The following is a 25,014-nucleotide window of genomic DNA, read 5'->3' on the forward strand; positions in this document are numbered from 1 at the left end:
ATCTCCATTGATGTAACATGAGGGCATGAACGGAGTCGAGCTCTTCCTCCTCGGGCGCACCCTGATGAAGATCGGCGAAGCCGCGATGCCGGAACCCGAAGGCGGCGGCGGGCAGTACGGCGGCAGCGTGCGTGCCGTGCTCATCGTCGCCAGCGACGTGGCGGCCCACCCCGACAGCGCCGTGGGGGAGATCGCCGCCCGCACCGGCCTGCCGCAGAGCCAGGTGTCCACCTCGGTCGCGCGCCTCAAGGAGGCCGGCGCCGTCGTCGCCGCGTCGGACCCCGCCGACCGCCGTCGGCTGCTCGTCCGTCAGGCTCCCGAACTCTCCGCCCGGGTGGCCGAGGTCAGGACCACCACGATCGAGGACGCGCTCGCCACCGCCCTCGCCGACAGTACGCCCGAGGACCGCAAGGAGGTCACGGACGCCCTCGAGGTGCTGTCCCGCCACCTCTCGCCGCGCTCCTCGGTCCGCGCGCGCACCCGCGACGCCGCCCCGCGGACGTCGCGCTGACTCCGTACCGGCGCACACGAGGAGGACCGTCGGCGCCGCGGTCCCGGCTCCTGGCCCGCCACCGGTGCCGCGGCCGGTGGACACCTGCCGGTCCCGGAGCCGCTGCCGTGCGGGCAACGCGCGCGGGGGAGGGGGCCGAACGGTCCGGGCCGTGGCCGTGATCCTGCCCGTTCTCGAGCCGGCGGTCCTCGCCCTGATCTGCCTTTCCTGGACGGCGACTTACTGGTCGTCGATCGACCCGCGGGACTACGGTGCGTCGCCGGGCCCCTGCCTGCGGAAGGCCGTGTTCGTACCGACGGCCGCCCTGATTGCCGCGGTCGTGGCCGGAGTCCGTCGGGTGTACGCGGTCGCCATCACTCAATTAGTGATGGCCCTGGTCGTCTGCGGGGTCCATCGGAGGGAGGGCGATCTGCGTGCAGGCCGGTGTGCGGGGGTGAGGACACGGGCTCGGTGGAAGCGCACCGGTTGTGATCGCAGGGGTCCGGCAGCACGGCGGCGTGGGTCCGTTCGGCTGATGGTGGTCGTGTGCCGCCCGTCAAGGCCGTCGCGGGTGGAGGATGGGGGGCGTGGCAGCCCACCTGCGCTCTGAAGACGGCTGGCTTCTCGTCGGTGATCGGCGGATCGTCGTGGAGGTCGACCTGGGCCTCTTCCTCCCGGACACGGGGTTGTGGGGCGGCGTCCTGCGCAACATTCCACGAGGGCTGGCGAGTTCCGTGAGAGATGTCGAGGCCCGCTTGCAGCTCCAGACAGGCCAGGCGCGCCGGATCCGTCTTCTTGCCGGCCCCGACGACGAGACGTCCGTGCCTTTCATCGGTGAGGGATCGGCACCGTTCTGAGGGGCGTGAACGTCGTTGCGGCAGGGGCCCGATGGTCAGGGCGGACGTGCGCAGCCCCCACCGGGTCCACTTCGGCGGGGTCGACGGGGGTGTGCGCCGGCAAGGACGGCGGCGATGCCGGGCACGTGAGGTGCTCTGTGCGGCGGGGTCACTGCCCGGGGGCGTGCGGGCCGCGGAACATGTCGGCGAGCGGTGCCGGGGCTTGGGGATGGAAGATCACGTCGAGGGCCCGGGCGGATTCACCGGCCATCTCCGCGGCGCGGGTGAACATCTCCTGCTCGTAGGCGCGCACTCCGGCGCCGGTGTCGTCCGGGTGGGCGAGCAGGTGGCGGCCCAGTTCGGCGCCGTCGAACAGGGCGAGGTTGGCGCCTTCGCCGGCGAAGGGGGACATGAGGTGGGCCGCGTCGCCCAGGAGTGTGGCGCCGGGGCGGCCGGACCAGGACAGTCCGGCGGGCAACGCGTGGATCCAGCGCGGGGTCAGCGCCCCGTCGGCGTCGGCGATCACGCGCCGCAGGACGTCGTCCCAGTCCGCGAAGTGCCCCAGTACGGCCTGCTTCGCGGCGGCGGTGTCGGCGAAGTCGATGGTGTGCAGCCAGGTTTCCTCGGCGCGCAGGGCGATGTAGAAGTGCAGACTGCCGTCGGTCTCGCGGTGGGCGAGGAAACCCTTGTCGTCGCCGAGGGCGAAGAACATGCCACCGCCGATGAGCGCGGCGGCCCCGGGGTGGCGGTGGTCGGCGTCTTCGAGGTCGAGCTCGACGAAGGAGACGCCGCTGTAGGCGGGGCGTGCGTCGGTGAGCAGCGGCCGCACCTTCGACCAGGCGCCGTCGGCGCCGATCAGGAGGTCGGTGGTGAAGGTGCGGCCGTCGGCGAGGACGACCTCGTGCCGACCGCCGGCCAGCTCCCGCACTTCGGTGGCCTTGGAACCCCAGTGCACGGTGGAGTCGGGCAGCGAGCCGAGCAGGAGACCGCGCAGGTCGCCACGGTCGATCTCGGGCCGGGTGCCGTCGGCGTCGTCGGCCTCCTCGTGGACGACGTTCGCGTGCTTGTCCGTCACTCGCAGCGCCTGCCCGCCGGGGTGGACCTTGGCGAGGAACTCGCTGTGCAGGTGACCTTGGCGCAGCGCCTGCTGTCCGGTCTCGTCATGGATGTCGAGCATTCCTCCCTGGACGCGTGCGTCGGCGGAGGGTTCGAGGTCGAAGACGGGGACGTCGGTGCCGTTGACGTGCAGGACGCGGGCGAGCATCAGACCGCCCAGGCCGCCCCCGAGGATGGCTGTGGGGTAGTGCGGAGTCATGCCCCCAACATAACGAACATGTTCGTAACGAACAAGTTCGTCAGGAGTTCGCCGTCGTCGCGGAGGTGCTCTGGATGCCGTTGAGCAGCATGTTCACGCTCCAGCTACGGCGTTCCGCGGGCGTGCCGGCGACCAGATTGGCGGCTTGGGCCTGCACGTGCGGGTGCACGTCGGGGGAGGCGGCGGCGAGGGCGTCGTTCAGCCGGGCCCAGTCCTCGTCCGCCCCGGAGTCCTCACGGCGGGCGGAATGCTCCGCGGCCGAGGCCGTGGCGCTCTGCAGCAGGATGTCGACACCCCAAGCGGCCTGGAGGTCGGGTACGCCGCCCTCGGCGAGCAGGGCGAGCAGCGCCTCGAGCAGTGCGAGGTAGTTGCTGCCGGCGGGGCGGGCGGTCAGCGCCGACTGGGCGAGCGCGGGGTGGGCGAAAAGCACTTCCTCGTAACTGGCGAGGACCGCGTCCAGCCGCTCACGCCAGTCGGCGCCGGTGGCGGCCAGGTCGACTCGCCCCATGAGGCGGTCCAGGATGTCGGCGTGCAGTTCGCCGGTGTTGGCGAAGTAGACGTACAGCGACGCCGGCCCGGTGTCCAGGGCCTGGGCCAGGCGGCGCATGGTGACGCGTTGCAGCCCTTCCTGTTCCATCAGGGACACGGCGGTGTCGACGATGCCCTCACGGGTGAGGGCCGGTTTGGCCGGGCGCTCGCGGCGGCTCTGCGGGGTAGGCATAAGCCCGATTTTAGGTCCAAACGCGTTCGGGGCGAACATGTTCGTCCCCGGCCGGACCTCTGGATCCCGCACGGCGGCGATCCCGGCGGGCAAGGTCTTCACGAGTCTGGGCGGCGTGCTGCTCGCCCGGTCCCGAGCGCAGGCTCCGCCTGCGGTTCGGCGGCGGGGAAGCGTCCGGGACCGGCCTGCCCGCACACCTCACTCGCGCACCCGGCCACGTCGCGCCGGGAGTTCCCGCGATCCCGCTCGGCGGCGAGGGCGGTCGGGCGCGGCATGGCGCACGGAGACCCCGGGCCGCGCGGCGAGGAGCATGCCGGGCCGGGGTCCGGGCCGCCCGGCGACGCCGGCGACCGCCGGGACCTTCGCGGCTCGCCCGCCGCCTGGGCTGCCTTTCGGTGGTGCGGGCCCGGGCGGCGGGGCGAACGGCTACGGGACCGGGTGCTACCGGGCCCTGCGGTCCGCGGCGGAGGCGAAGCCCAGCCAGGTGTGGCGGTTGCCCCACCAGCACCAGCCGACCTTCGGGGCGTTGCGCCGCTCGCGGCCGTCCCGCCCCGTGCCGTTGCTGATCCAGATCGCCGGGGTGCGGGCGTCCAGGGCACCGTTGGCCTTGCGCAGTCGTGAGCCGATGGTCATGAAGCAGCGGTTGCGCTCGAGGACCGCCGGCTGCTGGAGCACCCAGTGGATGCCTTCCGTGAGCAGCAGCGGGGTGCGGTCCTCCTCGGTGAGGGCGGGCAACGCCTCGTCGGGGCTCCAGTTGGCCATGTGGTCGCCGCGGTCGAGGCCGGTGACGAGGTAGAGGGGAGCGCCGGGGAGTTCGACGGCGCAGGGGGCGAACCGGTCGACGTCGGTCATGTCGGTGACGACGAAGCCCGGCTTGTCGTCGCGGCGGAGCAACGGGGCGAGGGCGGAGGCGGGAACGTGGTCGGGGTGGACGGCGAGCAGGGCGTCGCCGTCCTCACGGCCGGCTTTCTCGGCGAAGGCGTACAGGTCGTCGGCGGGGATCCGCGCGAGTTCGTGCACCCCGAGCTCGATCAGGCGTTCTGCCTGGGCGGCGAGCGGCGGGAGGGGGGTCACGGTGACGGTGGACGAGGTGTCGGGCAAGGTACTCCCTCGGTTCACGGTTCGGAGCGATGAGCCTGAGGTCGAACGAGGGGGCCCGCCGGAGTGTTCCCGGCGCGGCGGTGTCGCGGCAGGAAATACCCATGGGGACTGCGTGACGCAACTGCGTGGCCCTTCGCCGCCCCGGCATGTTTTCCGCGGTCCTGCGAGAGGGCCGCCAACCTCCGGGGCCGGCACGACTGTTCTCCTGTGGAGCGAATGCCGTGGAGGGTGGTGCCACCGGGCCCGAGAGGCGCCGTCGGAGAAGCTGACGGGAGGCCCGGCCACCGCCTGGCCCGGCGCGATGCCGGCCGTGAGGCCCTCCGCCGCCCGGGCGCCCGGGCGGATCGGGACGGGCGGAGGGGCCCGCTCGGTTCAGACTCCGGCTTGCAGACGGAGGCCCGCCAGTGTCAGCTCCAGTGCGGAGCGGAACTGGTCGACGTCGTCATGGCCGTCGAACTCGTCGACGATCTCGTGCACGAACGGGAATTCCTCGGGGTCGAGCTCCCGCCAGGCCTGGGCGAAGCGGCTGAGGAACTCATCGTGGGTCACGGTGCCGTCGAGGACCTCCTCGGGCGGCTCCTGGCCCAGGTCGACGGCGGAGCCGATGACGACCCCCGTGATCGCGGACACGGCGTGGAACCGCTGTTGCGCACTGAGGTCCAGGCGGAGGGTCTGCTGGCCGAGCTTCTCGTACAGGCGCAGGGCGTTGCCCTGGATGTCGGTGTTGCGCATGAAGTAGGTGCCCAGCCAGGGCCGGCGCACGATCGCGTCGAACAGTGTCACGGCCATCGCGCGCAGGTCGTCGATCGGGTCGTCGCTGCCCGGAAGCGCTTCGATGTCGGTCAGCACCGCGCCCACGACGTGGTCGGTGGCGCGGTCGAGGAGTTCCTCCTTGCTCGCCACGTACCAGTAGATGCTGGCGACGCCACCGCCGAGGCGCTGCGCGAGCGCCCGGAACGTCAGCGCCGGAGCCCCGGCCTCGTCGAGCAGGGCCACCGCCTCGGTGAGCACGGACTCCATCGAGTGCGAAGCCCGTCGACGTCCCCCGCTCGAGCGGTTCTGCAGGCGTGTCATGGCTTCCTCTCCATCGTCCTTGCATCGTATCGAACGTTGTTCTATCGTATCGCATCGTACGCTGTTCGATAACCGTACGGCGTTCGATAGAGAGGACTGATCGGCATGACCACCGCCACGCTTCAAGCCCCCGCATCACGTACCTATCCGTCGCTACGCGCGGCGTGGATTCCTCTGGCCGCCCTCTGCCTGGCCTTCTTCGTCGAGATGGTCGACAACACGCTGCTGTCGATCGCGCTGCCCACGATCGGCCGTGACCTCGGCGGCGGGACGACCGCGCTGCAATGGGTCACCGGGGCGTACTCGCTGACCTTCGGCGGTCTGTTGCTCACCGCCGGCTCGATGGCCGACCGGCTCGGCCGCCGCCGGGTGCTCCTGGTCGGACTCACCGCGTTCGGCTCGGTGAGCCTGTGCGTCGTCCTCGTCAGCACCACGGGCGAGCTCATAGCCCTGCGGGCCGTGCTCGGCATCGCCGCCGCGGCGATGGCCCCGATCACGAACTCACTGGTCTTCCGCCTGTTCGACGACGCGGCCCTGCGGATGCGCGCCATGACGGTGATGATCGTCGTCGGCATGTCCGGTTTCGTCCTCGGACCGCTGCTCGGCGGTACGGCGCTGGCCCATGTGGGGTGGGAATGGCTGCTGGTCGTCAACGCCCCGATCGCACTGATCGCGTGCATCGGCGTCCGGCTCGGCGTCCCGGCCGACCGGCCGGAGGACCTGACCGCCGACAAGCTCGACATGCCGGGCGCCGTCCTGAGCATCGCCACCATCGGACTCGCCTGCTACTCGCTGACCAGCGGTGTCGAGCACGGCTGGCTCTCGGCCGTCACCCTCGCGTCGATCGTGGGCGCCCTCGTCGCCGCGATCGCGTTCGTGCGGCACGAGCGCCGCAGCGCGGCCCCCATGCTGGACCTGCGTCTCTTCTCCGACGGCACCGTCCGCGGCGCCGCCATCGCCCAGATCGGGACGTCCGTCGCGATGGCCAGCGTGATGTTCGGGCTGATCCTCCACTTCCAGTACGCCTACGGATGGAGCCCGGTGCGGGCCGGCCTGGCCAATCTGCCGATCATCGTGACGATGCTCGCCGCGACTCCGCTGTCCGAGTGGCTCGCGCGCCGGTTCGGCCACCGCGTCGCCTGCCTGGTGGGCGCGGTCTGCCTGGCCGGCTCGCTGGCGGGTCTCGCCTGGGGCGTCGACCACGGGTACGCCGCCATCGCCGTCTGCATGGTGCTCATGACCGTGGGGCTGCGCACCGTGATGACGATCTGCGCGGTCGCACTCGTCGACGCGATGCCGAGCAACCGCACCTCCATCGGCGCCGCCCTCAACGACACCGCCCAGGAGGTCGGTTCCAGCGTCGGCACCGCCGTCGTCGGCACCCTGATCGCCGCGTTGGTCACCACCCGGCTCCCCGTCGGCACCTGGAGCGGCGACCTCGTCGCGTCGTTCTTCCACGGCGAGCGGATCACCTACGCCCTCCTCGCGGTCGTCGTCGGACTGATCACGGCCGGCGGTGCGCTGAGCCTCACCGACTCCCGCACCGTCGAGGAGCACGCGGTCGAGGAATCCGCCTGACGGCGAAGTCCGACGACGGCGTCACGGGACCTCTGGTGGCCACCCGGCCGAACACCCCACCCGTACGGAGGTGTTCGGCTCAGGGAACCGAGACATTCCCCGTCGGACGTGGATCTCGCCGCGCGTGGCCACTGACGTACTGCCCCTGCCGGTCGGCACCTGTTCGTCGGCGCGTGAGGAAAGTCGACGGCCGCGCACCGTCAAGTGCGGCTGTCGGTCGGGACGGTGATGACCGGTTCGAAGTCGGCGGGCAGGAGCCCCACGACGAGATCCACGGCTTCTTCGGCGGTCTCGACTTCGCCGATCACGGCGGAGGGATCGCGGCGGCGGACCCTGAACGATCCGTTGCGCAAGGGTTCGACGGATCCGGCCTGGACGGTCCAGGGGTAGCCGGTGCGGCTGCTGAAGAGCAGAGCGAAGTGACTGGTGAACGGGTACAGCCGCCGCAGCCGCGACGCCGCGGCAGCGGCCTTCAGCAGTGGAACGATGCCCGGACAGGGACGTCCGGGTGAACGGATCTCGTGGACATCGCGCTTCCACTGCCAGGCGAGTTGCAGAGACAGCCACTGGGCTTCGACGATCGCGGCCGACCCGTGACGGCGTGCTTCGGCCGTGTCGGGCATGACCGGCTTCGGGGGCAAGGGCGGTTGTCGGGAGGCGTGGCTGCTCGGTTCCACTGTCACAGTGTGCCCCTGAGTCGGGCGTTCACGGAACCAGAGGCAGTGCCGGATGCGTGACCGACGCCAGCGGACCGGAGAACGGCCCAGGCCGAGGAGGGCTTCGTGGACGCCGTCGTCCGGGGCCTGGCAGTCTGCCGGTTGAACGGCCCGGCAGCCCTGGGTCCTCAGCCGTGGACCGGGAAGGACGCCTGGAACGCCAGGCGCTCGTCCGCCGCGTCGCCGATGCCGGCGAGAACCCCGTCGAGCGCGATGAACTCCTCCCAGGCCGCCCGGCCGGTCGCTTCGGCCAGCCGGGCCACGACGAGGTCCTCCAGGTCGGGAACGCGCTTGTTCTTCCAGATCTTGTCGGCGAGGCTCACCAGAAGGTCTTCCACATCGACGGGCGACTCCGCCCACGACGCGTGCGTGGCGGCAAAGCGGGCCAGCCTCGGGCTGACGCCGTGGCCCAGCAGAAGCGTCTGCCCGGCCTCCTCGTGCGCGGCCCCGGGACCCGAGAGCTCGGAGAGGTGCACCGTCTTGCCCACGTCGTGCGTGGCCGCCCCGAAGAGCACGGCCTCGCGGTCGAAGACCACCGCGGGGTGAGTCCGCTCCATCCAGTCGACCAGCTGGTGCGCGACGTCGTGGACGGCCCGCAGGTGGGCCGCCAGCCGCGGCGGACTACCCAGCTCCGACAGAAGGTCTGCGACACGGTCGGGCAGCGGGAGCAGGGGTGGGTCGACGGTGCCGCTCATGGCTCTCGACAAGAGGGTGCTGTTGGCCATCACCGCGTCAGAGTACTGACAGCGCTCCCTGCTCCTGTCCGTCGAGCATCCCGTCGCCGACCTTTTCCCCGGTCGTCGTGATCCCGGTGGTGTGGTCGGCGCCGGACCCGGGAGGAACGGGTTCTGCCCGGGTTTCCACCCCGCGCCGGACCGTCACTGCGTGTCGAACCCCGTGCCCCGGGAGACCTTCTCCCACGCGGCGAGTTCGGCCCGCACCGAATCCAGGTGACCGACGAGGAAGTCCACCGCGTCGCCGCCGAGGGCGAGCCTCAGCGGGGTGTTCTCGGCTTCCAGGGCCTGCCGGATCGCCGCCGCGGCCTTCGCCGGGTCCCCGGGCTGCGTACCGGAGCCGTCCCGCACCATCTTCCGGGTCGCGCCGACCTTCTCCGCGTACGCCGGGTGCTCCTCGGAGAAGTAGGCCGCGCCCTTGCCGAACAGGTTGGTGCGGAAGGCGCCGGGCTCAACGATCAGCACCTTGATGCCGAACGGGGTCACCTCGTCGGCCAAGCCCTCGGACAACTGCTCCAGCGCCGCCTTGGTCGCGCTGTAGGCGGAGAACCCGGCGAAGGACAACTGCCCGCCGAAACTGCTCATGTTCACGATCGATCCGCTGCCCCGCTCCCGCATCTGCGGCAGCAGCGCCCGGGTCAGACGGGCCGGACCGAACACGTGCACCTCGAACAGGTCCCGCAGTTCGTCGTCGGTGGTCTCCTCGAACGCCCCGATCTGCGTGCGCCCGGCGTTGTTCACCAGCACGTCGACCCGGCCGTAGCGGGCCAGAACGTCGGCGGCCACCGCGTCGATCCGCCCGCCGTCGGTGACGTCGAGACCGATCGCCTCCACCCGGTCGGGGTACGCGGCGACCAGGTCGGCCAGCGCCTCGGTCCGTCGGGCCGTCCCGATCACCGTGTCCCCGGCGGCCACCGCGGCCTCGGCGATGGCCCGCCCGAAGCCGCTGCTCGCGCCCGTGACCAGCCAGACCTTGCCGTTCTCGGTCATCTCTTCGTCTCCCTCGTCGACTGCCGTCCGGGACATCCCCGCCGACAGCCCTGATCCTCGGCCGGGATCCAGGGCCGTGTCCAAGACCTGTTGTGATAGCCATGCGTTATGGACGTCCACGGGCGCGATCTGCGCTACTTCGTCGCGATCGCCGAGGAATTAAGTTTCACCCGGGCCGCCGAGCGGCTGTTCGTCTCCCAGCCCGCGCTCAGCAAACAGATACGGATGCTGGAGAAACAGCTCGGCGCGTGTCTGTTCCGCCGGGACCGGAGGAAGGTGCGGCTGACGGCGACGGGGGAAGCCCTGCTGCCGCACGCCCGCGAGACGCTGGCCACCTGGCGGGCCGCCGAAGCGGCGGTGGAGGAGGCGAAGGCCGCCGAACGGCACACCTTGGTGATCGGCATGTCCACCAGCCCGGGCCGTGGACTGCTGCCCGCCCTGCGGACCCGGCTGGTCTCCCTGTACCCGGACGCACGGCCCGTTCTGCGGCAGGTCAACTGGGCCGACCCCAGCGCCGGACTGGCGGACGGGTCCAGCGACGTCGCGTTCGTCTGGCTGCCGCTCCCGGACGGCGAACGCTACCGGTACGCGATCGTGGCCCAGGAACCACGCATCGTGGCGCTGCCCCACGGGCACCCCCTGGCCGCCCGGGCCGCGGCCGACCGCGAGGGCGCGGTGGACTTCACCGATCTCCTCGACGAGCCGTTCCTCGCCCTCCCTCCCGAGGCCGGTCCACTGCGGGACCACTGGCTGGCCCTGGACTCCCGTGGCGATCACGCGCCACGGATAGGCGGGGTGGTGGCCAGCGCCGAGGAGACCCACGAGGCGGTCGCCAACGGCCAGGGAGTGGCACTGCTGGCGACCGGAAACGCCCCGCTGGTCGTCCGGGACGAGGTGATCGCCGTGCCGGTCCGCGGCATTTCTCCGTCCCGCCTGGCGGTGGCTGCACGCCAGGACGACGAGCGGCCCACGGTGCTGGCCTACCTGGCCGCAGCGGAAAAAGTGGGAGCCGGCACCTCCTGACCACGCGCTCGGCGCTGTCGCCGAGCCGGCTCGGCGACGAGCACGGCGGCCCCGTGCGGACGGCGGAGCCGCTCCCGTGCGTGTCCGATCTGCTGTCGGCAGAGCAGCCTGGGCGTTCGGCTCCGGGAGTGCTTGGGTGGGGGGATGGAGATCTTGGTTCTGGGCGGTACGGCCTGGGTGGGCCGGGAGTTGTCCCGGCAGGCGATCGAACGCGGCCATCGGGTGACGTGCCTGGCCCGCGGTGAGAGCGGGGACGCCGCGGACGGCGCGAGACTGGTGGCCGCCGACCGGCGCGATCCCTCGGCGTACGAACCCCTGCTCGACCGGGAATGGGACGCGGTCGTCGAAGTGTCCTGGCAGCCTGCCTTCGTCCGTGGGGCGGTCGGCGCACTGGGCGGCAGGGCCAGGCACTGGGCCTATGTCTCCTCCGTCAGCGCCTACGCCAGCCACGCCTCGCCGGGCGCGGACGAGTCCGCGGCCCTCCTCGCCCCGACCGACCGGAGCGAGGTCGACCAGGCGTCGTACGGCGAGGCCAAGGTCACCTGCGAGCAGGCGACGGCGGGCGTCGTGGGCGACCGCCTCCTCATCGCCCGCGCCGGTCTCATCGGCGGCCCGGGCGATCACAGCGGACGCTCCGGCTACTGGGTGGCCCGTGCCGCGCGCGACCGGCAGGGGCCGATGCTGGTTCCCGACGCACCGGACACGCCGACCCAGGCGGTCGACGTGCGGGACCTCACCGCCTGGCTGCTCGACGCCGCGGAGGCGGGGAGCACCGGAACCTACGACGCCGTCGGCCCGGTCGTCCCGTTCCAGGAGTGGATCGAGCTGTCCCGCGCCATCGGCGGGCACACGGCTCCGGTGGTCACCGCCGACTCGGCGTGGCTGCTGGCGAACGGCGTGACCGAGTTCATGGGCCCCGAGTCCCTGCCGATGTGGGTGGTCGAACCGGGCTGGGAAGGCTTCTCGGCCCGGAACGGGTCCGCGGCGCTTGCCGCGGGGCTGCGCCACCGGTCCCGATCCGAACTGCTGGCCGACACACTGCGCTGGGAGCGCGAACAGGGTCTCGACCGGGCGAGGCGTGCCGGCCTCAGCACCCGGCGCGAGCGCGAGTTGCTCGACGCCCTCGGCTGACGGCCCCGGCCCCTGCCGGGAACGGCAGGTGGCCGCCCCGCAGTCGGCCCGGCCACCGGGCACTCGGCCGCCCCTCTCGTCGGGCCCCATCCTCCTTTCGAGCACGGGGCACGCCTTGACGGCCGCCCGAACCAAGGCCGACTCGGGGAGGACGCCGTCGGCCGAACCCGGTCCGGGGCGTGCGCGGCGGCCGGCCCACGGTCCCGTCACCTGGTTCCGCGCACGTCGGCGAAAAGAATTTCCCGGGTCCTGTCACGTTCCGGTGCGCCGGTCCGTCAGTGCGGTGAAGACGCTGAGCAGACGGACGCGAAGGAGCGCAGTCATGACGAACACCTCGATCTCCCGTATGCCGAACCCGGGCGAGTTCGTGCCGGAGCTGAACGACATCAGTGCGGCCCTTTTCCGGGCGACGGGCAACCGTTCGGTGCCGCGGACCACGATGAGCCTGGTCCACCTGCGGGCCGGACAGATCGTCGGCAACACGTATCTGACGGTCCTGAACACCGGTTTCCTGCGCAAGGCGGGGGAGTCCGAGGAGCGCATCACGGCGGTGTCCTCCTGGCAGGACGCCCCGTACTTCACCGATGCCGAGCGTGCCGCCCTGGCCCTGGTGGAGGCCACCCTGCAGCCCGCTCCGCACGGCCGGGAGCGTGTCACGGACGAGCTGTACGCGGAGGTGGCCAGGCATTACGAGCAGAAGGCGCTGGCCACCCTGACCATCGCGATCGGCCAGATCGGCTTCTTCATCGCGCTGGCCGTCATCGGCAAGCCCCAGCCGGTCACCTCCCTCGCCGACGAGCAGTGGGACTGAACCGGTCCCCTTGCCGTACGAGCGTTCAACCCGCTCGTGCGTTCAGCGCTCCGGCCGGAGGGACGGACGCCGCTCCGGCCGGCCGCGCCCCGGACCGCCGAGGCTGCGGCGGGCGGGTGCGGGTTCCGCCTGCGACGGACCTGTTCCCACCGGCCGTCGGGCTGTCAGCGCAGGCCGCTGTAGGCGGCCATCACGATCTCCATGCCGCGGTTGTCCTCCTGCCGGTCCCGGTCGATCATCTGGTTCATGACGTAGGCCACCGTCATGCGTGAACCGGGATCGCTCACGACCAGCGAGCCGCCCCAGCCGCCCCAGCCGAAGGTGTTGCCGAACCTGGCGAAGCCCACCGTCCAGGACATCGGTGTCCCCAGCACGCGGTCGTCACCGCGGAACACCTCCTGCCACGCGGGCTCGCAACCCCGGAGGGACAGCAGTCGCACACCGCCGGCCGAACCCTGGTTCGCCAGCACCGACTGCACGAGGGCGACGGATCGGGCGTTGCCGTAACCGTTCACCGCAGGGATCTGCGCACGGCGCCAGGCCGTGGAGTTGACGTCCTTGACCCGGATCGCGGCACCGGTGTCCTCCCGGTGTGTGCCGTCCGGTCCTGGTGGTGCGCTGGCGGCGTACTCCTCGGTCCGTGACGGCGGCGGGATGAGCGGTGCGACGCGATGGTCGTGCTCGGTGGAGAGCCCGATGTGGAAGTCCGCGCCCAGCGGTCCGGCCACCTCTTCGGCGAAGAACTCGCCGAGACTGCGGCCGGTGATGCGGCGGACGATCTCACCCACGAGGAAGCCGAAGGTGAGCGCGTGATAGCCGGCGGCCGTTCCCGGCTCCCATTCGGGTGCCTGCGCGGCCAGTCCTGCCGTCACGTTCTCCCAGGCGTAGAGCTCCTCGACCGTCTTCAGCCCGGGCAGGTCCGGAAGCCCCGCGGTGTGCGACAGCACGTGCCGCACCAGCACGTTCTCCTTGCCGGCCGCGGCGAACTCGGGCCAGTAGGCGGTGACCGGCGCGGACAGGTCGAGCTCGCCCCGGTCGGCCAGGACCAGCGCGCACAGGGCGACCATGTTCTTGGTCGTCGAGTTCACGCCGGTGAGGGTGTCGCGTTCCCAGGCGACGGAGCGGTTCGCGTCGGCGTACCCGCCCCAGACGTCCGCCACCGGCTCGCCGTCGACATAGACGGCCGCCGAGGCGCCCACGTCGTCCTTGTCGAGCAAGGCCGCGAGTGCCTCACGGACTGCGGCGAACCGCGGATCGCAATGTCCCTTACTATCGGTCATGGGTGTAAGCCTCAGGCGATGCCGGGGCTCCCTGCCCGACAATTCCCGTACTGGTTCTGTCGGGCGGGGCGCGATCGAATCTTCTCCGCTCGAGCGAGGCGGCCTGGCGGCCGTGTGGTCGGCCCGTCGACCGACCGCTCCTGTGTCCGCCCCGCGACCGGCGGACGGCCCGGTCGTCCCGGGGCCGGCAGTATCGGTGGCCGCTCCCGCGGGGAACAACCCCGGGGGTCACTCGTCGGCGTGGGCGCTCCTCCGGCAAGGACACGGGAAGGAAGGGCGGATACGCGTGCTGGAGCGGTTGAACGAGGCGCTGGACCACCTGGAAGCCTGCCTCGACCGGGAGGTCGACATGGCCGAGGTGGCCCGGATCGCCGCGGTGTCGGAGTACCACTTCCGGCGGTTGTTCTCCGCGCTGGCCGGGATGCCGCTCCCGCTCTACGTGCGGCGCCGGCGGATGACGCTCGCCGGGGCCGAGGTGCTGGCCGGGGAGCTGACGCTGCTCGATGTCGCGGTGCGGTACGGGTACGGCTCGGGCGAGGCGTTCGCCCGGGCGTTCCGGTCGGTGCACGGCATCGGCCCGGGCGAGGCCCGGCGCACGGGCGCGGTGCTCACGACACAGCCGCGCATGTCCTTCCGTGTCGTCGTCGAAGGCAGTACGGCCATGCGGTACCGGATCGTGGAGAAGGAGCCGTTCCGGGTCCTCGGCAGGAAGGCCCGGGTCCCCCTCGTGCACGACGGGGACAACGCGGCCGCCGCGGCGCACTTGGAGAGCCTGGACGAGCAGGTGATCGTACGGATGAAGGAGCTGGACCACCGGGAGCCGGCGGGGGTTCTGTCGGCGGTGGTGTACCTGACCGACAGCCGGGAGGAGGGCGCCGAGGCGGACTACTGGATCGGTGTGGTGACCGGTCCCGAGGCGGCCGCCGAGGAGCTCGACGCCCTCGACGTGCCGGCCGGGACCTGGGCGGTCTTCGACAACCACGGGCCCTATCCGAGCGCCCTCCAGGAGCTGTGGCGAGACGTGTTCACGCAGTGGTTCCCCTCGAACCTGTACGTGAGCCGGCCGGGTCCGGAGCTGCTGCGGACGCGGCCGGTGGAGATCGGTGCGGAGACCGACTCCCAGTTGTGGATCCCGGTCGAGCGGGGCGGCGGGAGCGCCGGGGCGTGAACACCGTTACCCGGACCCGGAGTTCGGAAGTGATCAAGTCGCATGAGACGTTCTCCGAGCCTCGGGCCGTGCCGTTCACCGCGTCCTTCGCTTCCTCCAGGCCCGTTTCGTGGCCTCCCGGTGGGCCCCTTGACCGCCTGGATCTTCTTTCCGTCGCGCACGGGGGCGGCGAGACCTGTCAATTCCGCGGCCGCTGACCCCGGAGCTCCTCGCCCGGAGCGCCGATGCGGCGCAACAGGCCGAGCAGCGTGGCCCGTTCGCCTTCGTCCAGCGGGCCGAAGGACGCGGCGAGGACATCGCGGGTGACGGCGCGCCCCGCCGTCAGGACGCGCTCGCCGGCCTCCGTCAGGTGGTGCTCGATACGCCGGCCGCGACCGGGCCGGCGCTCGATGAGGTGCTGGGCCGCGAGGCGGGAGGCCAGGGTGCCGAAGGACTGGTCGCCCTGGAAGGTCGCGACCGCCAGCTCGTGCGCGGACGCTCCGGGCGTACGGGCGATCGCCCGCAGCGCGTCCCACTGCGCCAGTGTCGTGCCGATCGCCGCGAGACGGGTGTCGAGCGCGCGGTGGTGCCGGTACTGCGCTTCCTTCACGGCGCGCCCCAGCTCCTCGAGGTCGACGGGAGCGGGGGGCCGGCTCGGGTCCCCGGCGGCCGGAGCGGCGAGGCCGGGCGCGGTGCCGGTGGTGGGTTCGGTGTCGGCGTCGGCAGTCGTCCCGGTCCCGGCTCCGTCGGCTGAGGCCCGGGCCCCGGGGTCTTCATGGTTCGCGGTCATGGCCGCATCCTAATCCAAAATCTAAGGTTGCTTATATACGGATGCGTATATAGCGTGGGGCGCATGACCGACACCGAGACGCGTACCCGTACCGTCCACCTGCGCCCCGACCTTCCCCTCACCTTCACCGAGACCGGACCCGCCGACGGCCGCCTCGCGATCGTCCTGCACGGAGGCGGCGGGCCCGCCACCGTCCAGGGCATCGCCGCGCACCTGGCCGACCGGTACGGCATGCGGGGCGTCGTTCCCACGCACCCGGGCTGGAACGGGACCGAACGCCCCGACTGGCTCACCGGCATCGACGACCTGGCGATCATCTATCTGCACTGGCTCAGGGACGAGGGGCACCGTGACGTCCTCGTCGTCGGCTCCTCGCTCGGCGGCTGGACCGCGGCCGAGATGGCCTTCCGTGACGACGGCGCGGTGATCAGCTCACTGGTGCTGGTCAACGCGGTGGGCGTGACCGTCCCGGGAGAACCGGTCCGCGAGATCTTCGGGGTCCGGCCGGACGAGATCGCCGCGTACTCGTTCCACGACCCGGCCCGCTTCGCCGTGGACCCGGCCACCCTCACCGAGGAGCGGATCGCGCTCCAGCAGGCCAACATGGCCAGTGCGCGCCTCCTGGCCGGTGATCCGTACATGCACGACCCGAAGCTCCTGAACCGGCTCGGCCGGGTGCGGATCCCGGCCCTCGTGCTGTGGGGCGAGAGCGACCGCATCGTCACACCCGCGTACGGGCGGGTCTACGCGGAGGCTTTCGCGCGAGGGCGGTTCGAGACGATCGCCGAGGCCGGCCATCTGCCGCACGTCGAGCGCCCCGAAGCGACGTTCGCCGCGCTGGACGCGCACGTCGACGCCCACGCCGGTGCCGGGAGCACTCCTGGTCAGGGCTCGGGAGTCCCCTCCGTGGGAGGGGGCGTGCGGCTGTAGTGGGCTCCTTTGGTGCCGTAGCGGGCGAGGTGGAGGGTCTCGCCGTCGATCCGGATCTCGGCCGGCGGAGGGGAGGCCGCTCTCGCCGCGCACGGTCTCTCGCGCCACGTCGGCCACCAGGCACCAGCCCAGCGGCTCGTCCGGCGTCTCTTCTTCGGTGGGTCCCGTGTCCGTCACACCGAGAATCCTGAGGCACGGGACGGGATGTGGGTCAGCGCTTATCGGCTGGGCCGGGATGCGATCCCGTGCGACCGTCAGAGACCGGCCTCGGCGAGGATGCGGTCCATCCGGGCCCGTGGCAGCACGGGGTTGGCCGCCGCGGCGTGGGCGACCTCGGGCTCCCGGTCCGCCAGCAGCCGTTCCAGCAGTTCAGCGGTGACGTTGGGGTGGCCGGCCGCGCCCGCACGCAGGAACCCCTCCTCACAGTCCGTCAACCGCCGCAGCTCCGGTACGGGCAGCTCGGGGTCCTGTAGGGCGAGGAGGCGCACCCGCGGGTCCGGTTCGTCCACGAAGCCGCGCAGCGTCCGGCGCGGGAATTCGGGGTGGTCCACCAGCAACGGTTGGACGTGGAAAACCTCGCCGTGGGCGCGGAGCAGCCGGACCAGGACCTGCGGCGGTGTGCCGGGGCGGCGGGCCGCGGTACGGCGGACGGACACGTCCGGGTCGGCGTCCAGGCGCCGCCAGGCTTCGTCCGGCAGGTCCCGGCCGGCCGCCAGGACCCGCCGGAACACCGCGTGCGGGCAGTCGAGGTAGGTCAGCCGCTCGGCGAGCGGTGCGTCCCGCAGCCGGCTCGGCTCGTACGAGGACCAGTCGAGGGCGACACGGGCGGCGACGCTGCCGTCCGCCTTCTCGGCCTCCAGCAGTGCGAGCAGCCGGTCCCTGGTCCCGGGGGTGACATGGCGGCTGAAGGCCACCGCGACGCGCACGGCGGGGTCGGTGCTGTCCTACAGTCGGACCACCATGTCGGCGGTCAGGTTCGGGTTGCCGGCCACCGCGTGCAGCACGGATCTGTTCCCGGTCTCCAGCAGCCGGGCGAACTGGTCCGGCGTCAACGGGAGACGGCGCGCGACGTTGGCCTGGACGGCAGGATCGGCGAGGCAGTGCGCGTGGTGCTCAGGGGGGATGCCCGGGCGCGCGAACTTGGTGGCCGCGGCTCGAACCCTCGGGTCCGGATCGGTGAGCAGCGCCAGTTGCACGGCCGTCGGCCGGTCCCGCCAGCTCTCCGCGACCACCGCGCGCAGCTCGGGATCCGGGTCGGCGGCGAGTTCCGCCGACGGCCGGCCGTAGGCCTGCGTCCACGCTGGCCGAGTCGTGGGAACGCCGACCGGTAGAGTCCGTACGTGCGTTGATCCTCCGGGCGGCGGCCGAGCGCCGCCGCGGACAGTACGGGCGACCCCGGTGACCGGGGGACGCCCGGCTGCCATGCCCGTCACCCCGCACCGGAGATCGCGCAATGACCGCTCAAGACCCCATGACCTTCGACGCGTTCGTCGACCTCGCCGCAGCGGACCCGGATGTCGTGGGCCTCGTCCTCAAGGGTTCCCGGGCCCATGAGGGCATGGCCACCGAACGCTCCGACCACGATCTGTACGTCGTGCTGGCCGACGGTGCCGCGACGGACCTCACCCGGTTCACCGGACACCGCACCCCGGAACTCGACCTCGTCGTCCTCTCCTTGGGCGAGTTCCGCGCCGCCGGCATGCCCGGCTTCGAGCGGTACGCCCTCGCCCGCGCACGAATCGTGCTCGACCGGCTCGACGGAGCCGTCGCGCAGATCCTGGCCGACAAGGCGCGGCTGGACGTGGCCGAAGCCTTCCGGGAGGCGGACGAACGACTGGACGCCTATGCCAACTCCCTCTACCGGTCGGTCAAGAACACCCGCGACGGACATGCCCTCGCAGCCCGTCTCGACGCCGCCGACAGCGTCCGGTTCCTGTTGGAGTCGCTCTTCGCCCTGGACCGTCGTCCCCGCCCTTACAACAAGTACCTGGAGTGGGAGCTCGCTCGTTTCCCGCTCCCCGGCTGGGACACCGGGCGGCTGCTCGACACGCTGGACCTCATCTCGGCCACGGGTGATGTGTCCACGCAGCGTCGCCTCTTCGGCCGGGTCGAGACGGTGGCCCGGCGGGCCGGGCACGGCGCGGTCCTGGACGCATGGGGTTCGGACCTGCGCCTGATGCGGCCGCAGTAGAACGCGACGGCCTGCCGGTCCAAGGGCGGAGCTCGCCGCCGTTGACGCATTCCGATATAGGCATATGATGATGCCATGGCACGAGCGGCGACGACCTCCGACGCGTTCAACGCGATCGCCGAGCCGCAGCGACGGGAGATCCTGATGCTGCTGCGGGGCGGTGAGCGGTCCGTGACCGAACTGGCGCGGGACCTGGGGATGAGTCAGCCGCAGGCGTCCAAGCACCTGAGGGTGCTCCGGGAGGTCGGGCTGGTGCGGGTCCGTGAGGCGGGCAAGCAGCGGCTGTACGGCCTGGACGCCCGCGGGCTGCGGCCGATCCACGAATGGGTGGGCGGCTTCGAAAGGTTCTGGAACGGGACCTTCGACCGGCTGGACGAGTACGTGCGGGATCTGAAGCAGGCGAGGCAGGAGGAAGCGGCCGATGACGACGACCAGTAGCGGTGGCGAGCCCGACCGTACGACCGCGGACCGCGAGATCGTGATCTCCCGGGCCATCGGCGCCCCGCGGGAGCTGGTGTTCGAGGCGTTCACCGAGGTCCGGCACCTGTCGCGGTGGTGGGGGCCGGAAGGGTTCACGACCACGACGCGGTCCTTCGAGTTCCGCGCGGGCGGGGTCTGGGACTTCGTGATGCACGGGCCGGACGGGACCGACTACCAGGAGTGGATCACCTGGACCGAGATCGTCCCGCCGGAGCGGATCACGCTGGTGCACGGCGAGTCCCGCGACGACCCCGACGCGTTCGAGTCGGTCCTGACCTTCGAGCCGGCCGGCGAGGAGACCCGGATCGTGATGCGCACGGTGTTCCCCACGAAGGAACTGCGCGACCAGGCGGTGGAGAAGTACCACGCGGTAGAGGGCGGCGAGCAGACGCTGCGCAACCTGGCGGCCTACGTCGCCGAACTCAACCGGAACGGGACCGCGCGGAACGAGACCGCGCGGAAGGGAGCGGAGGGCTGATGGCCGGGAAAGTGTTCTTCAGCGTGACGATGTCGCTCGACGGCTTCATGGCGCCGGAGGCGGTGCCCGTCGAGGACGTCTTCTCTCCCGAAGGCCAGAACGACCCGAGGGTCCGGCGCTGGATGGCGAAGTGGTCGGAGTTGCAGGCGTGGCTGTTCCCGCAGCGCTGGTTCCGGGAGAACCTCAAGCTCGGCGAGGGCGGTGAGGAAGGACTCGACAACGACATCGCGCGGGCGACGTACGAGCGCACCGGCGCGAGCATCATGGGCAAGCGCATGTTCGACGCCGGCGAGCTGGCATGGCCGGAGGAGGCGCCGTTCCACACCCCGGTGTTCGTCGTCACCCACACCGAGCGTGACCCGTGGGAGCGGCCGGGCGGCACGACCTTCCACTTCGTGGACGACGGCATCTCCAGCGCACTGGACCAGGCCCGCGAGGCCGCCGGCGACCGCGACGTCCGTATCGCCGGCGGCGCCGAGACGATCCAGGCGTACCTGGACGGGGGCCTGATCGACGAGTTCTCGGTCACCCTCGCGCCCGTGCTGTTCGGTACCGGCATCCGCCTGTTCGACCGAGTGGACCCGGACCACCTCGCCCTCGACCAGACCCGCGCGGACGCGTCGTCCCGGGTGACCCATCTGACCTACACCGTCAAGAAGCGGTAGCCGGCGCACCACGCCGGTCGGCACCTCCTCCGCTCACTGCTCGAACGCCGGACTCCGCGGTCATGACTCCCCAGGACAGGGTCATGGCCGCGCTGGTGACCCGCCCCAGTAGCTCGTTGGGAACCAGGAGCGTCGTACGGCTGATGATCACGACGTTCCACAGTGGTCCGACGAACGCGCAGGCAGCGCCTATGGCTCCGATCAGCAGAGGGTTCGAGGCGAGCGCGAACAGGGGCAGGAGCGCGGCCCAGATCCAGTTGACTCCGACGATGACGGTCCTGGGCGTGAACCGGTGATGGAACTTGCCGGCCGCGATCGCTCCGATCAGACCGCCACCGCTGTAGATGCCGAGCATCGTGCCGATGGTGGTGGAAGTGGCGCCGTGGTGCTGGGCGAGAACGACGAGGACCAGTATCAGAGCCTGGAAGACCAGGTTGCCGGCGGCGATCAGGAAGATGGCGGCGCGGACGAGGGGGTGGCGCCAGATCCACCGCAGACCTTCGGTCGTCGCCCGCCACAGCGATTCCGTCGGCGTCGTCGTCCGGTCCTGCAGGTCGCCCCGGACGAACAGGAGGCCGACGGAGGAAAGGGCGTAGGAGAGGGCGTCGGCCAGGAACGGCACCGCGCCACCGATGCCGAAGAGCAGGCCGCCCAGGGGAGGGCCGGCCAGAGCCGCACCGCGACTCCTGGCTTCGTTGTGGGCTATCGCGGTGGGCAGCAGCGCCGCCGGGACGATCCTGGGAAGGGCCGCGCGCTCGGCCAGCCCGAAGAAGACGAAGCACAGTCCCTGTACGAAGGCGACCACGGTGAGGTGCGCGACGGTGACTCTGCCCAGCCATATGGCGACAGCGACGGTGGAGAGCGCCAGGCCCGCGCAGAGCTCACTGGTCAGCAGGATCCTGCGGCGGTCCCACCGGTCGACCAGAGGCCCGGCGGGCAGGTGGGCGACGAGGTAGGGAAGCGTGCCGGCGGCACCCACGATCCCGGCGTCGGAGGGCGACCCGGTGGTCGCGAGCACGAGCAGCGGCATCGCCGTCCCGCTGGTCTGGGCGCTCAGGGCCGAGACGGCCTGACCGCCCCACAGGGCGAAGAAGTCGCGGTTGCGCCATAAAGAAGGCCGTCGGGCGGCGTTCCCCTGCATGGCCGGGGCGGTCACGACGCGTCCCCGTGCTCGGGGGTGGGGAACGCGTGGAACACCACGAAGATGTGCCGACTGCCGGGAGCGGCCTGCTCCGGGTCGCGGTACCAGCGGGAGAGGAAGGCGATGTACTCCTCGCCGAACCGGGTCAACTCATCGGCGGTGAGCGTCGTGCTGCCGAAGGAGTGCATGGCCGCGGCCGTGAAATCGCCGAATGCATGCCGGTCGGAAAGGTAGGCGGTCAGATCGCGGTCGGCACTCGCCAGCCACTGTCGGCCGAGTTCGTCCGCGGCGGCAGCGGTCTCGGGGTCCGCCGGGTGGCGCGGCAGCCGCATGTCCTGTGGAACGGCACGCCAGTACTTGCGACGCCCGGACGAACGCCCCGTGTCCTCCGCGACGAACCCGAACCGGGCCAGTTGCCGCAGGTGATAGCTGGTGGCGCCGCGGTCCTCGTCGAACTCGGCGGCCAGGTCGGCGGACGTGGCCGGTCCGTGCCGCCGGAGTCTGGCCAGGATCTCCTGGCGCGGCGGACCGTGCGAAGCCTGCGGGGCGTGGCGCGGCGGTACCGGACGGTTCGTGCGTGAGGCCACGCCTGTGCGCCGTGCCCGCCTCACCCCCGTCGGGCGGCTCCGTGAGCCCGGTCGGGCCGGTCTCTTCGTGTCACTTCGACCGGATCAGCTGTGCCCGCACGCCGTAGTGGTCGGACAGGTAGGCCTGACGGCCGTCGCCCAGGGTCACCTTGTCCTGGAACACGAGGTCGGCGTCGCCGGTCAGCGTCTCCCCGGCGGCGGCCCGGACCAGTACGTGGTCCAGGGCCGGCGGCGACGGCCATCGCGGTGTGGGCCGGTAGGTCGGACGCGTGTCGCCGGCGAGGATGTCGCGCAGCCCCGTCGTGGCGACGAAGCCGGCGAGCGCCGCCGAGTCCCGCGGGATGTTCAGGTCACCGACCACGGCGACGGGCAGGGACGGGTCGACGGCCGCGACCAGTCCGGTGAGCCGGGCCAGTTCGGCATCGGTGATCCGCATGTACCGGTTCGTGGGGGACCAGTCGTCGTCGCGGTTGGCCGACAAATGGGTGTTCACGACCACCAGTTCACCGTCCGGGGTGGTGACGGACGCCAGGAGGGCACCCTTGCGCATGAGGAATTCGCCGCGCACCGGGCCCGTCATCGGGTACCGCACGAACCGCCACCGGCTGATCGGCCACCGGGACAGCAGCACCAGGCCGCCCTGGAGCAGGACCGTGCCCGAACAGGCGAAGTGCCGGTAGGTGGGAGCGGCACGGCGGATCAGCCGGACGTTGCGGCGGAACATGACCTCCTGCAGACAGACGACGTCGTAGTCGGACCGGTCCAGCGCCGCGCCGAGGGCGCGCAGCCGAGCCGGGACGTCGCCGGTGAAGAGCGCGTTCATGGTCAGCAGGCGCAGGGCCTTCACGAACTTGTCGCCTTTCGTCCGCGGCCCGTCGGGCCGTACGGGGAGCCGCTCACGGCGTTGATCGTACTGGCGTCCGACCTCGTCGGGTGAACCGCCGGACCTCACCCGCGCAAGCGCGCCGGTCGGTCGCGGTACGGTCGGTGACCGTTCGTCGGATCACGGCTCGGAAGGCGGGTTCACGGGGTTCCCACGTCCTCGGTGGCCAACGCCAGCAGAACCAGGGCGTCGTGCTCGGCCGTGCCGGGCCGGGCCTGGTAGACCAGCAGGCGCTGACCGTCACCGGCGGTACTGAGCACCTCGTTGCCGAGAGTGACCGGACCGATCACCGGATGCCGGAACGCGGTCTCGCCGCCGCGCTTGACCCACACCTCGTGCCGGCGCCACAGAGCGGCGAACTCGCCGCCGGCCTCGGACAGTTCGGCGACCAGCGCGGCGGTCCGCCCCGGAGCGGTCAGTTCGGCGGTGCGCAGGTGGGCGACACAGTTGCGGGCCACCCGGTCCCAGTCGGCGAAAAGGGTTCGTGCGGACGCGTGGAGGAAGGTGTACCGGATCGTGTTGCGCGCTCCGGGCGGCCAGTCGCCGAGCCCGGGCATCAGCGCGAGTCCCTCCGGGTTCGCGGCCAGCACGTCGTTGACCTCGTCGAGCACGTACGCAGGGCTGGGCCGGACCGACTCCAGCAGCAGCCGCAGGCCGGGTCCGGCCGGTCGCGGGTCGGCCTGCCGGTGGCGTGGTGTCCGCCCGGCGACCTGGTCGGCGAGGCCGAGCAGGTGGGCGTGCTCGTCGGCGGTGAGGCGCAGAGCCCGGGCCAGCGCGCCCAGTACCGCGTCACTGGGTGTGCTCTCCCGGCCCTGCTCGATCCGGATGTAGTAGTCCACGCTCACGCCGGCCAGCGCGGCCAACTCCTCGCGGCGCAGCCCGGGGGTGCGCCGGATGCCCGGCCCGGTGGGCAGCCCGACGTCGGCCGGGCCGATCCGTCCGCGCCGGATCCGAAGGAACTCCGCCATCGCGTTCACGGAGTCGAGTCTGCCACCGGCCGGTCCGTTCCCGGGTGGCCGTGGCACACCCAGGAACCACGCGGCCTCCCCGCGACGGGCCCGGCGGTGCAGCCTCGGACCATGACTGACACGATCATCATCGGCGGCGGCTCCGGCATGGGTCTGGCCCTGGCCCGGACCCTGCTGGCCGAGGGCATGGATGTGACGATCGTCGGCCGGTCCGCGGACCGGCTCGCGACCGCCCGGGCGGAACTGGAGCGTCCCGGGCACGGGAAGGTCGGCACGGTCGAGGCCGACATGGGACGGGAGGAGGACGTGGCCGAACTGTTCGCCCGGGTGGAGCGAGTGGAGCACGTGGTGGTCACCGCGGCGGACGCGACCGGTGTGTACGGCCGGACCGCCGACGTCGACACCGCGACCGCACGGACCGTCGTCGACACCAAGCTGCTCGGTGCCTGGCTGGTCGGCAAGCACGCGGCCGGGCGGGTCACCGGCTCGATCACGTACACCTCGGGCATCAACGCGTACCGGCCGAACGGGTCGAACACCATCATGGCCGCGGCCAACGGCGCGCTCGCGTCGTTGGCGTACGGGCTGGCGATCGAACTGGCGCCCGTGCGGGTGAACGTGATCTCCCCCGGCTGGGTGGACACCCCCATCTGGGACCAGCTCGGCATGGACAAGCAGGCGGCCTTCGCGGAGTTGGCCGAGCGGCTCCCGGCCCGCCGTGTCGGGACCCCCGAGGACATCGCGCAGGCGTTCTTCTCGGTGATGCGCAACGGATTCATCACCGGAACCGTGCTGCACGTCGACGGGGGGCACCGCATCACCTGATCCGATGCCCGGAAGCCCGGCGCGTCCGCCGCCGCGCACACGCACTCGTCCCCGTCCGGCCGTGTACGGGGACGGCTGTTCGCGCCGGTCGACAGGAGGCAGGACCCGCCCGGTGCGCCGGGGCTGAGG

General features: G+C 71.8%; 28 protein-coding genes. 13 read left to right on the forward strand and 15 right to left on the reverse strand.

Annotated elements, in window-relative coordinates:
* Positions 1–25 precede the first annotated feature (25 nt).
* Positions 26–511, forward strand: a complete 486-nt coding sequence (locus CW362_RS09850; RefSeq protein WP_103549000.1) for a MarR family transcriptional regulator — start codon at positions 26–28, stop codon at positions 509–511.
* 566 nt (positions 512–1,077) lie between these two features.
* Positions 1,078–1,347: a hypothetical protein gene (locus tag CW362_RS09855; protein ID WP_103549001.1), complete on the forward strand. Its 270-nt coding sequence runs from the start codon at positions 1,078–1,080 to the stop codon at positions 1,345–1,347.
* Between the two features lie 148 nt (positions 1,348–1,495).
* On the opposite strand, the gene CW362_RS09860 is transcribed toward CW362_RS09855, so the two are convergent.
* From CW362_RS09860 to CW362_RS09875, 4 genes are all read right to left on the reverse strand, one after another.
* The gene (locus CW362_RS09860; RefSeq protein WP_103549002.1) at positions 1,496–2,641 is read right to left on the reverse strand and encodes an FAD-dependent oxidoreductase; all 1,146 of its coding nucleotides are present in this window, start codon (positions 2,639–2,641) and stop codon (positions 1,496–1,498) included.
* 40 nt (positions 2,642–2,681) lie between these two features.
* Complete coding sequence (locus CW362_RS09865) at positions 2,682–3,362, reverse strand: TetR/AcrR family transcriptional regulator (RefSeq protein ID WP_103549003.1); 681 nt, start codon at positions 3,360–3,362, stop codon at positions 2,682–2,684.
* A 441-nt stretch (positions 3,363–3,803) separates the two neighbouring features.
* Positions 3,804–4,463 (reverse strand): DUF5701 family protein, encoded by a 660-nt coding sequence (locus CW362_RS09870; RefSeq protein WP_103549004.1) that lies wholly within the window; start codon positions 4,461–4,463, stop codon positions 3,804–3,806.
* A 372-nt stretch (positions 4,464–4,835) separates the two neighbouring features.
* Positions 4,836–5,483, reverse strand: coding sequence for a TetR/AcrR family transcriptional regulator (locus CW362_RS09875; RefSeq protein WP_103549005.1), 648 nt, complete (start codon positions 5,481–5,483; stop codon positions 4,836–4,838).
* Positions 5,484–5,642: 159 nt separating this feature from the next.
* Between CW362_RS09875 and CW362_RS09880 the strand changes: the two genes are divergently transcribed.
* Complete coding sequence (locus tag CW362_RS09880) at positions 5,643–7,115, forward strand: MFS transporter (protein WP_103549006.1); 1,473 nt, start codon at positions 5,643–5,645, stop codon at positions 7,113–7,115.
* 200 nt (positions 7,116–7,315) lie between these two features.
* Here the strand turns inward: CW362_RS09880 and CW362_RS09885 are convergent, their stop codons facing one another.
* The 3 genes from CW362_RS09885 to CW362_RS09895 all read right to left on the reverse strand — a co-directional run bounded on the left by CW362_RS09885 (position 7,316) and on the right by CW362_RS09895 (position 9,555).
* On the reverse strand, positions 7,316–7,738 hold the full coding sequence (locus tag CW362_RS09885) for a DUF6193 family natural product biosynthesis protein (RefSeq protein WP_103549007.1): 423 nt from the start codon (positions 7,736–7,738) through the stop codon (positions 7,316–7,318).
* 221 nt (positions 7,739–7,959) lie between these two features.
* Entirely contained in the window at positions 7,960–8,526 is a 567-nt protein-coding gene (locus CW362_RS09890) for an HD domain-containing protein (protein ID WP_420856867.1), read from the reverse strand.
* Positions 8,527–8,709: 183 nt separating this feature from the next.
* Positions 8,710–9,555 (reverse strand): oxidoreductase, encoded by an 846-nt coding sequence (locus CW362_RS09895; protein ID WP_103549031.1) that lies wholly within the window; start codon positions 9,553–9,555, stop codon positions 8,710–8,712.
* Positions 9,556–9,663: 108 nt separating this feature from the next.
* Between CW362_RS09895 and CW362_RS09900 the strand changes: the two genes are divergently transcribed.
* The 3 genes from CW362_RS09900 (at position 9,664) to CW362_RS09910 (ending at position 12,520) form a co-directional block, all read left to right on the forward strand.
* Positions 9,664–10,578, forward strand: a complete 915-nt coding sequence (locus CW362_RS09900) for a LysR family transcriptional regulator (RefSeq protein WP_103549009.1) — start codon at positions 9,664–9,666, stop codon at positions 10,576–10,578.
* A 144-nt stretch (positions 10,579–10,722) separates the two neighbouring features.
* Positions 10,723–11,709, forward strand: a complete 987-nt coding sequence (locus tag CW362_RS09905; protein WP_103549010.1) for an NAD-dependent epimerase/dehydratase family protein — start codon at positions 10,723–10,725, stop codon at positions 11,707–11,709.
* A gap of 322 nt (positions 11,710–12,031) precedes the next feature.
* A complete protein-coding gene (locus CW362_RS09910) occupies positions 12,032–12,520 on the forward strand; it encodes a carboxymuconolactone decarboxylase family protein (RefSeq protein WP_103549011.1) in 489 nt (162 codons plus the stop codon).
* A gap of 164 nt (positions 12,521–12,684) precedes the next feature.
* On the opposite strand, the gene CW362_RS09915 is transcribed toward CW362_RS09910, so the two are convergent.
* Positions 12,685–13,800, reverse strand: coding sequence for a serine hydrolase domain-containing protein (locus tag CW362_RS09915; protein ID WP_103549012.1), 1,116 nt, complete (start codon positions 13,798–13,800; stop codon positions 12,685–12,687).
* Positions 13,801–14,086: 286 nt separating this feature from the next.
* Here CW362_RS09915 and CW362_RS09920 point away from each other — a divergent pair, with 286 nt between their 5' ends.
* On the forward strand, positions 14,087–14,968 hold the full coding sequence (locus CW362_RS09920) for an AraC family transcriptional regulator (protein WP_103549013.1): 882 nt from the start codon (positions 14,087–14,089) through the stop codon (positions 14,966–14,968).
* Positions 14,969–15,146: 178 nt separating this feature from the next.
* Here the strand turns inward: CW362_RS09920 and CW362_RS09925 are convergent, their stop codons facing one another.
* Positions 15,147–15,569, reverse strand: coding sequence for a MarR family winged helix-turn-helix transcriptional regulator (locus CW362_RS09925; RefSeq protein ID WP_103549032.1), 423 nt, complete (start codon positions 15,567–15,569; stop codon positions 15,147–15,149).
* Positions 15,570–15,800: 231 nt separating this feature from the next.
* Here CW362_RS09925 and CW362_RS09930 point away from each other — a divergent pair, with 231 nt between their 5' ends.
* Positions 15,801–16,667 (forward strand): alpha/beta fold hydrolase, encoded by an 867-nt coding sequence (locus tag CW362_RS09930; RefSeq protein ID WP_103549014.1) that lies wholly within the window; start codon positions 15,801–15,803, stop codon positions 16,665–16,667.
* Between the two features lie 254 nt (positions 16,668–16,921).
* Here CW362_RS09930 and CW362_RS09935 read toward each other — a convergent pair whose 3' ends face one another.
* The gene (locus CW362_RS09935) at positions 16,922–17,593 is read right to left on the reverse strand and encodes a hypothetical protein (RefSeq protein WP_103549015.1); all 672 of its coding nucleotides are present in this window, start codon (positions 17,591–17,593) and stop codon (positions 16,922–16,924) included.
* Positions 17,594–17,611: 18 nt separating this feature from the next.
* Entirely contained in the window at positions 17,612–17,899 is a 288-nt protein-coding gene (locus tag CW362_RS09940; protein ID WP_103549016.1) for a hypothetical protein, read from the reverse strand.
* A gap of 221 nt (positions 17,900–18,120) precedes the next feature.
* Here CW362_RS09940 and CW362_RS09945 point away from each other — a divergent pair, with 221 nt between their 5' ends.
* The 4 genes from CW362_RS09945 (at position 18,121) to CW362_RS09960 (ending at position 20,481) form a co-directional block, all read left to right on the forward strand.
* Positions 18,121–18,858 (forward strand): hypothetical protein, encoded by a 738-nt coding sequence (locus tag CW362_RS09945; protein WP_103549017.1) that lies wholly within the window; start codon positions 18,121–18,123, stop codon positions 18,856–18,858.
* Between the two features lie 75 nt (positions 18,859–18,933).
* Positions 18,934–19,296, forward strand: a complete 363-nt coding sequence (locus CW362_RS09950) for an ArsR/SmtB family transcription factor (RefSeq protein WP_103549018.1) — start codon at positions 18,934–18,936, stop codon at positions 19,294–19,296.
* On the forward strand, positions 19,280–19,816 hold the full coding sequence (locus tag CW362_RS09955) for an SRPBCC family protein (RefSeq protein WP_103549019.1): 537 nt from the start codon (positions 19,280–19,282) through the stop codon (positions 19,814–19,816). The genes CW362_RS09950 and CW362_RS09955 overlap by 17 nt, the downstream gene beginning before the upstream one ends.
* Positions 19,816–20,481 carry a dihydrofolate reductase family protein gene (locus CW362_RS09960; RefSeq protein ID WP_103549020.1) on the forward strand — a complete coding sequence of 222 codons (666 nt, stop codon included), beginning with the start codon at positions 19,816–19,818 and terminating at the stop codon, positions 20,479–20,481. The genes CW362_RS09955 and CW362_RS09960 overlap by 1 nt, the downstream gene beginning before the upstream one ends.
* On the opposite strand, the gene CW362_RS09965 is transcribed toward CW362_RS09960, so the two are convergent.
* The 4 genes from CW362_RS09965 to CW362_RS09980 form a co-directional block, all read right to left on the reverse strand.
* The gene (locus CW362_RS09965; RefSeq protein ID WP_206300914.1) at positions 20,468–21,637 is read right to left on the reverse strand and encodes an MFS transporter; all 1,170 of its coding nucleotides are present in this window, start codon (positions 21,635–21,637) and stop codon (positions 20,468–20,470) included. The two genes, CW362_RS09960 and CW362_RS09965, sit on opposite strands and share 14 nt — an antisense overlap.
* Positions 21,634–22,209, reverse strand: coding sequence for an ArsR/SmtB family transcription factor (locus CW362_RS09970; RefSeq protein WP_162684026.1), 576 nt, complete (start codon positions 22,207–22,209; stop codon positions 21,634–21,636). The genes CW362_RS09965 and CW362_RS09970 overlap by 4 nt, the downstream gene beginning before the upstream one ends.
* 70 nt (positions 22,210–22,279) lie before the next feature.
* The gene (locus CW362_RS09975; protein WP_162684027.1) at positions 22,280–23,056 is read right to left on the reverse strand and encodes an endonuclease/exonuclease/phosphatase family protein; all 777 of its coding nucleotides are present in this window, start codon (positions 23,054–23,056) and stop codon (positions 22,280–22,282) included.
* Positions 23,057–23,232: 176 nt separating this feature from the next.
* A complete protein-coding gene (locus tag CW362_RS09980; protein WP_103549035.1) occupies positions 23,233–24,060 on the reverse strand; it encodes a helix-turn-helix domain-containing protein in 828 nt (275 codons plus the stop codon).
* A gap of 111 nt (positions 24,061–24,171) precedes the next feature.
* On the opposite strand from CW362_RS09980, the gene CW362_RS09985 reads away from it, so the two are divergent.
* Complete coding sequence (locus CW362_RS09985) at positions 24,172–24,885, forward strand: SDR family oxidoreductase (RefSeq protein ID WP_103549034.1); 714 nt, start codon at positions 24,172–24,174, stop codon at positions 24,883–24,885.
* Positions 24,886–25,014: the final 129 nt, after the last annotated feature.

This window comes from Streptomyces populi (assembly GCF_002911015.1).
In the GTDB taxonomy this organism is placed as follows: Bacteria; Actinomycetota; Actinomycetes; order Streptomycetales; family Streptomycetaceae; genus Streptomyces; species Streptomyces populi.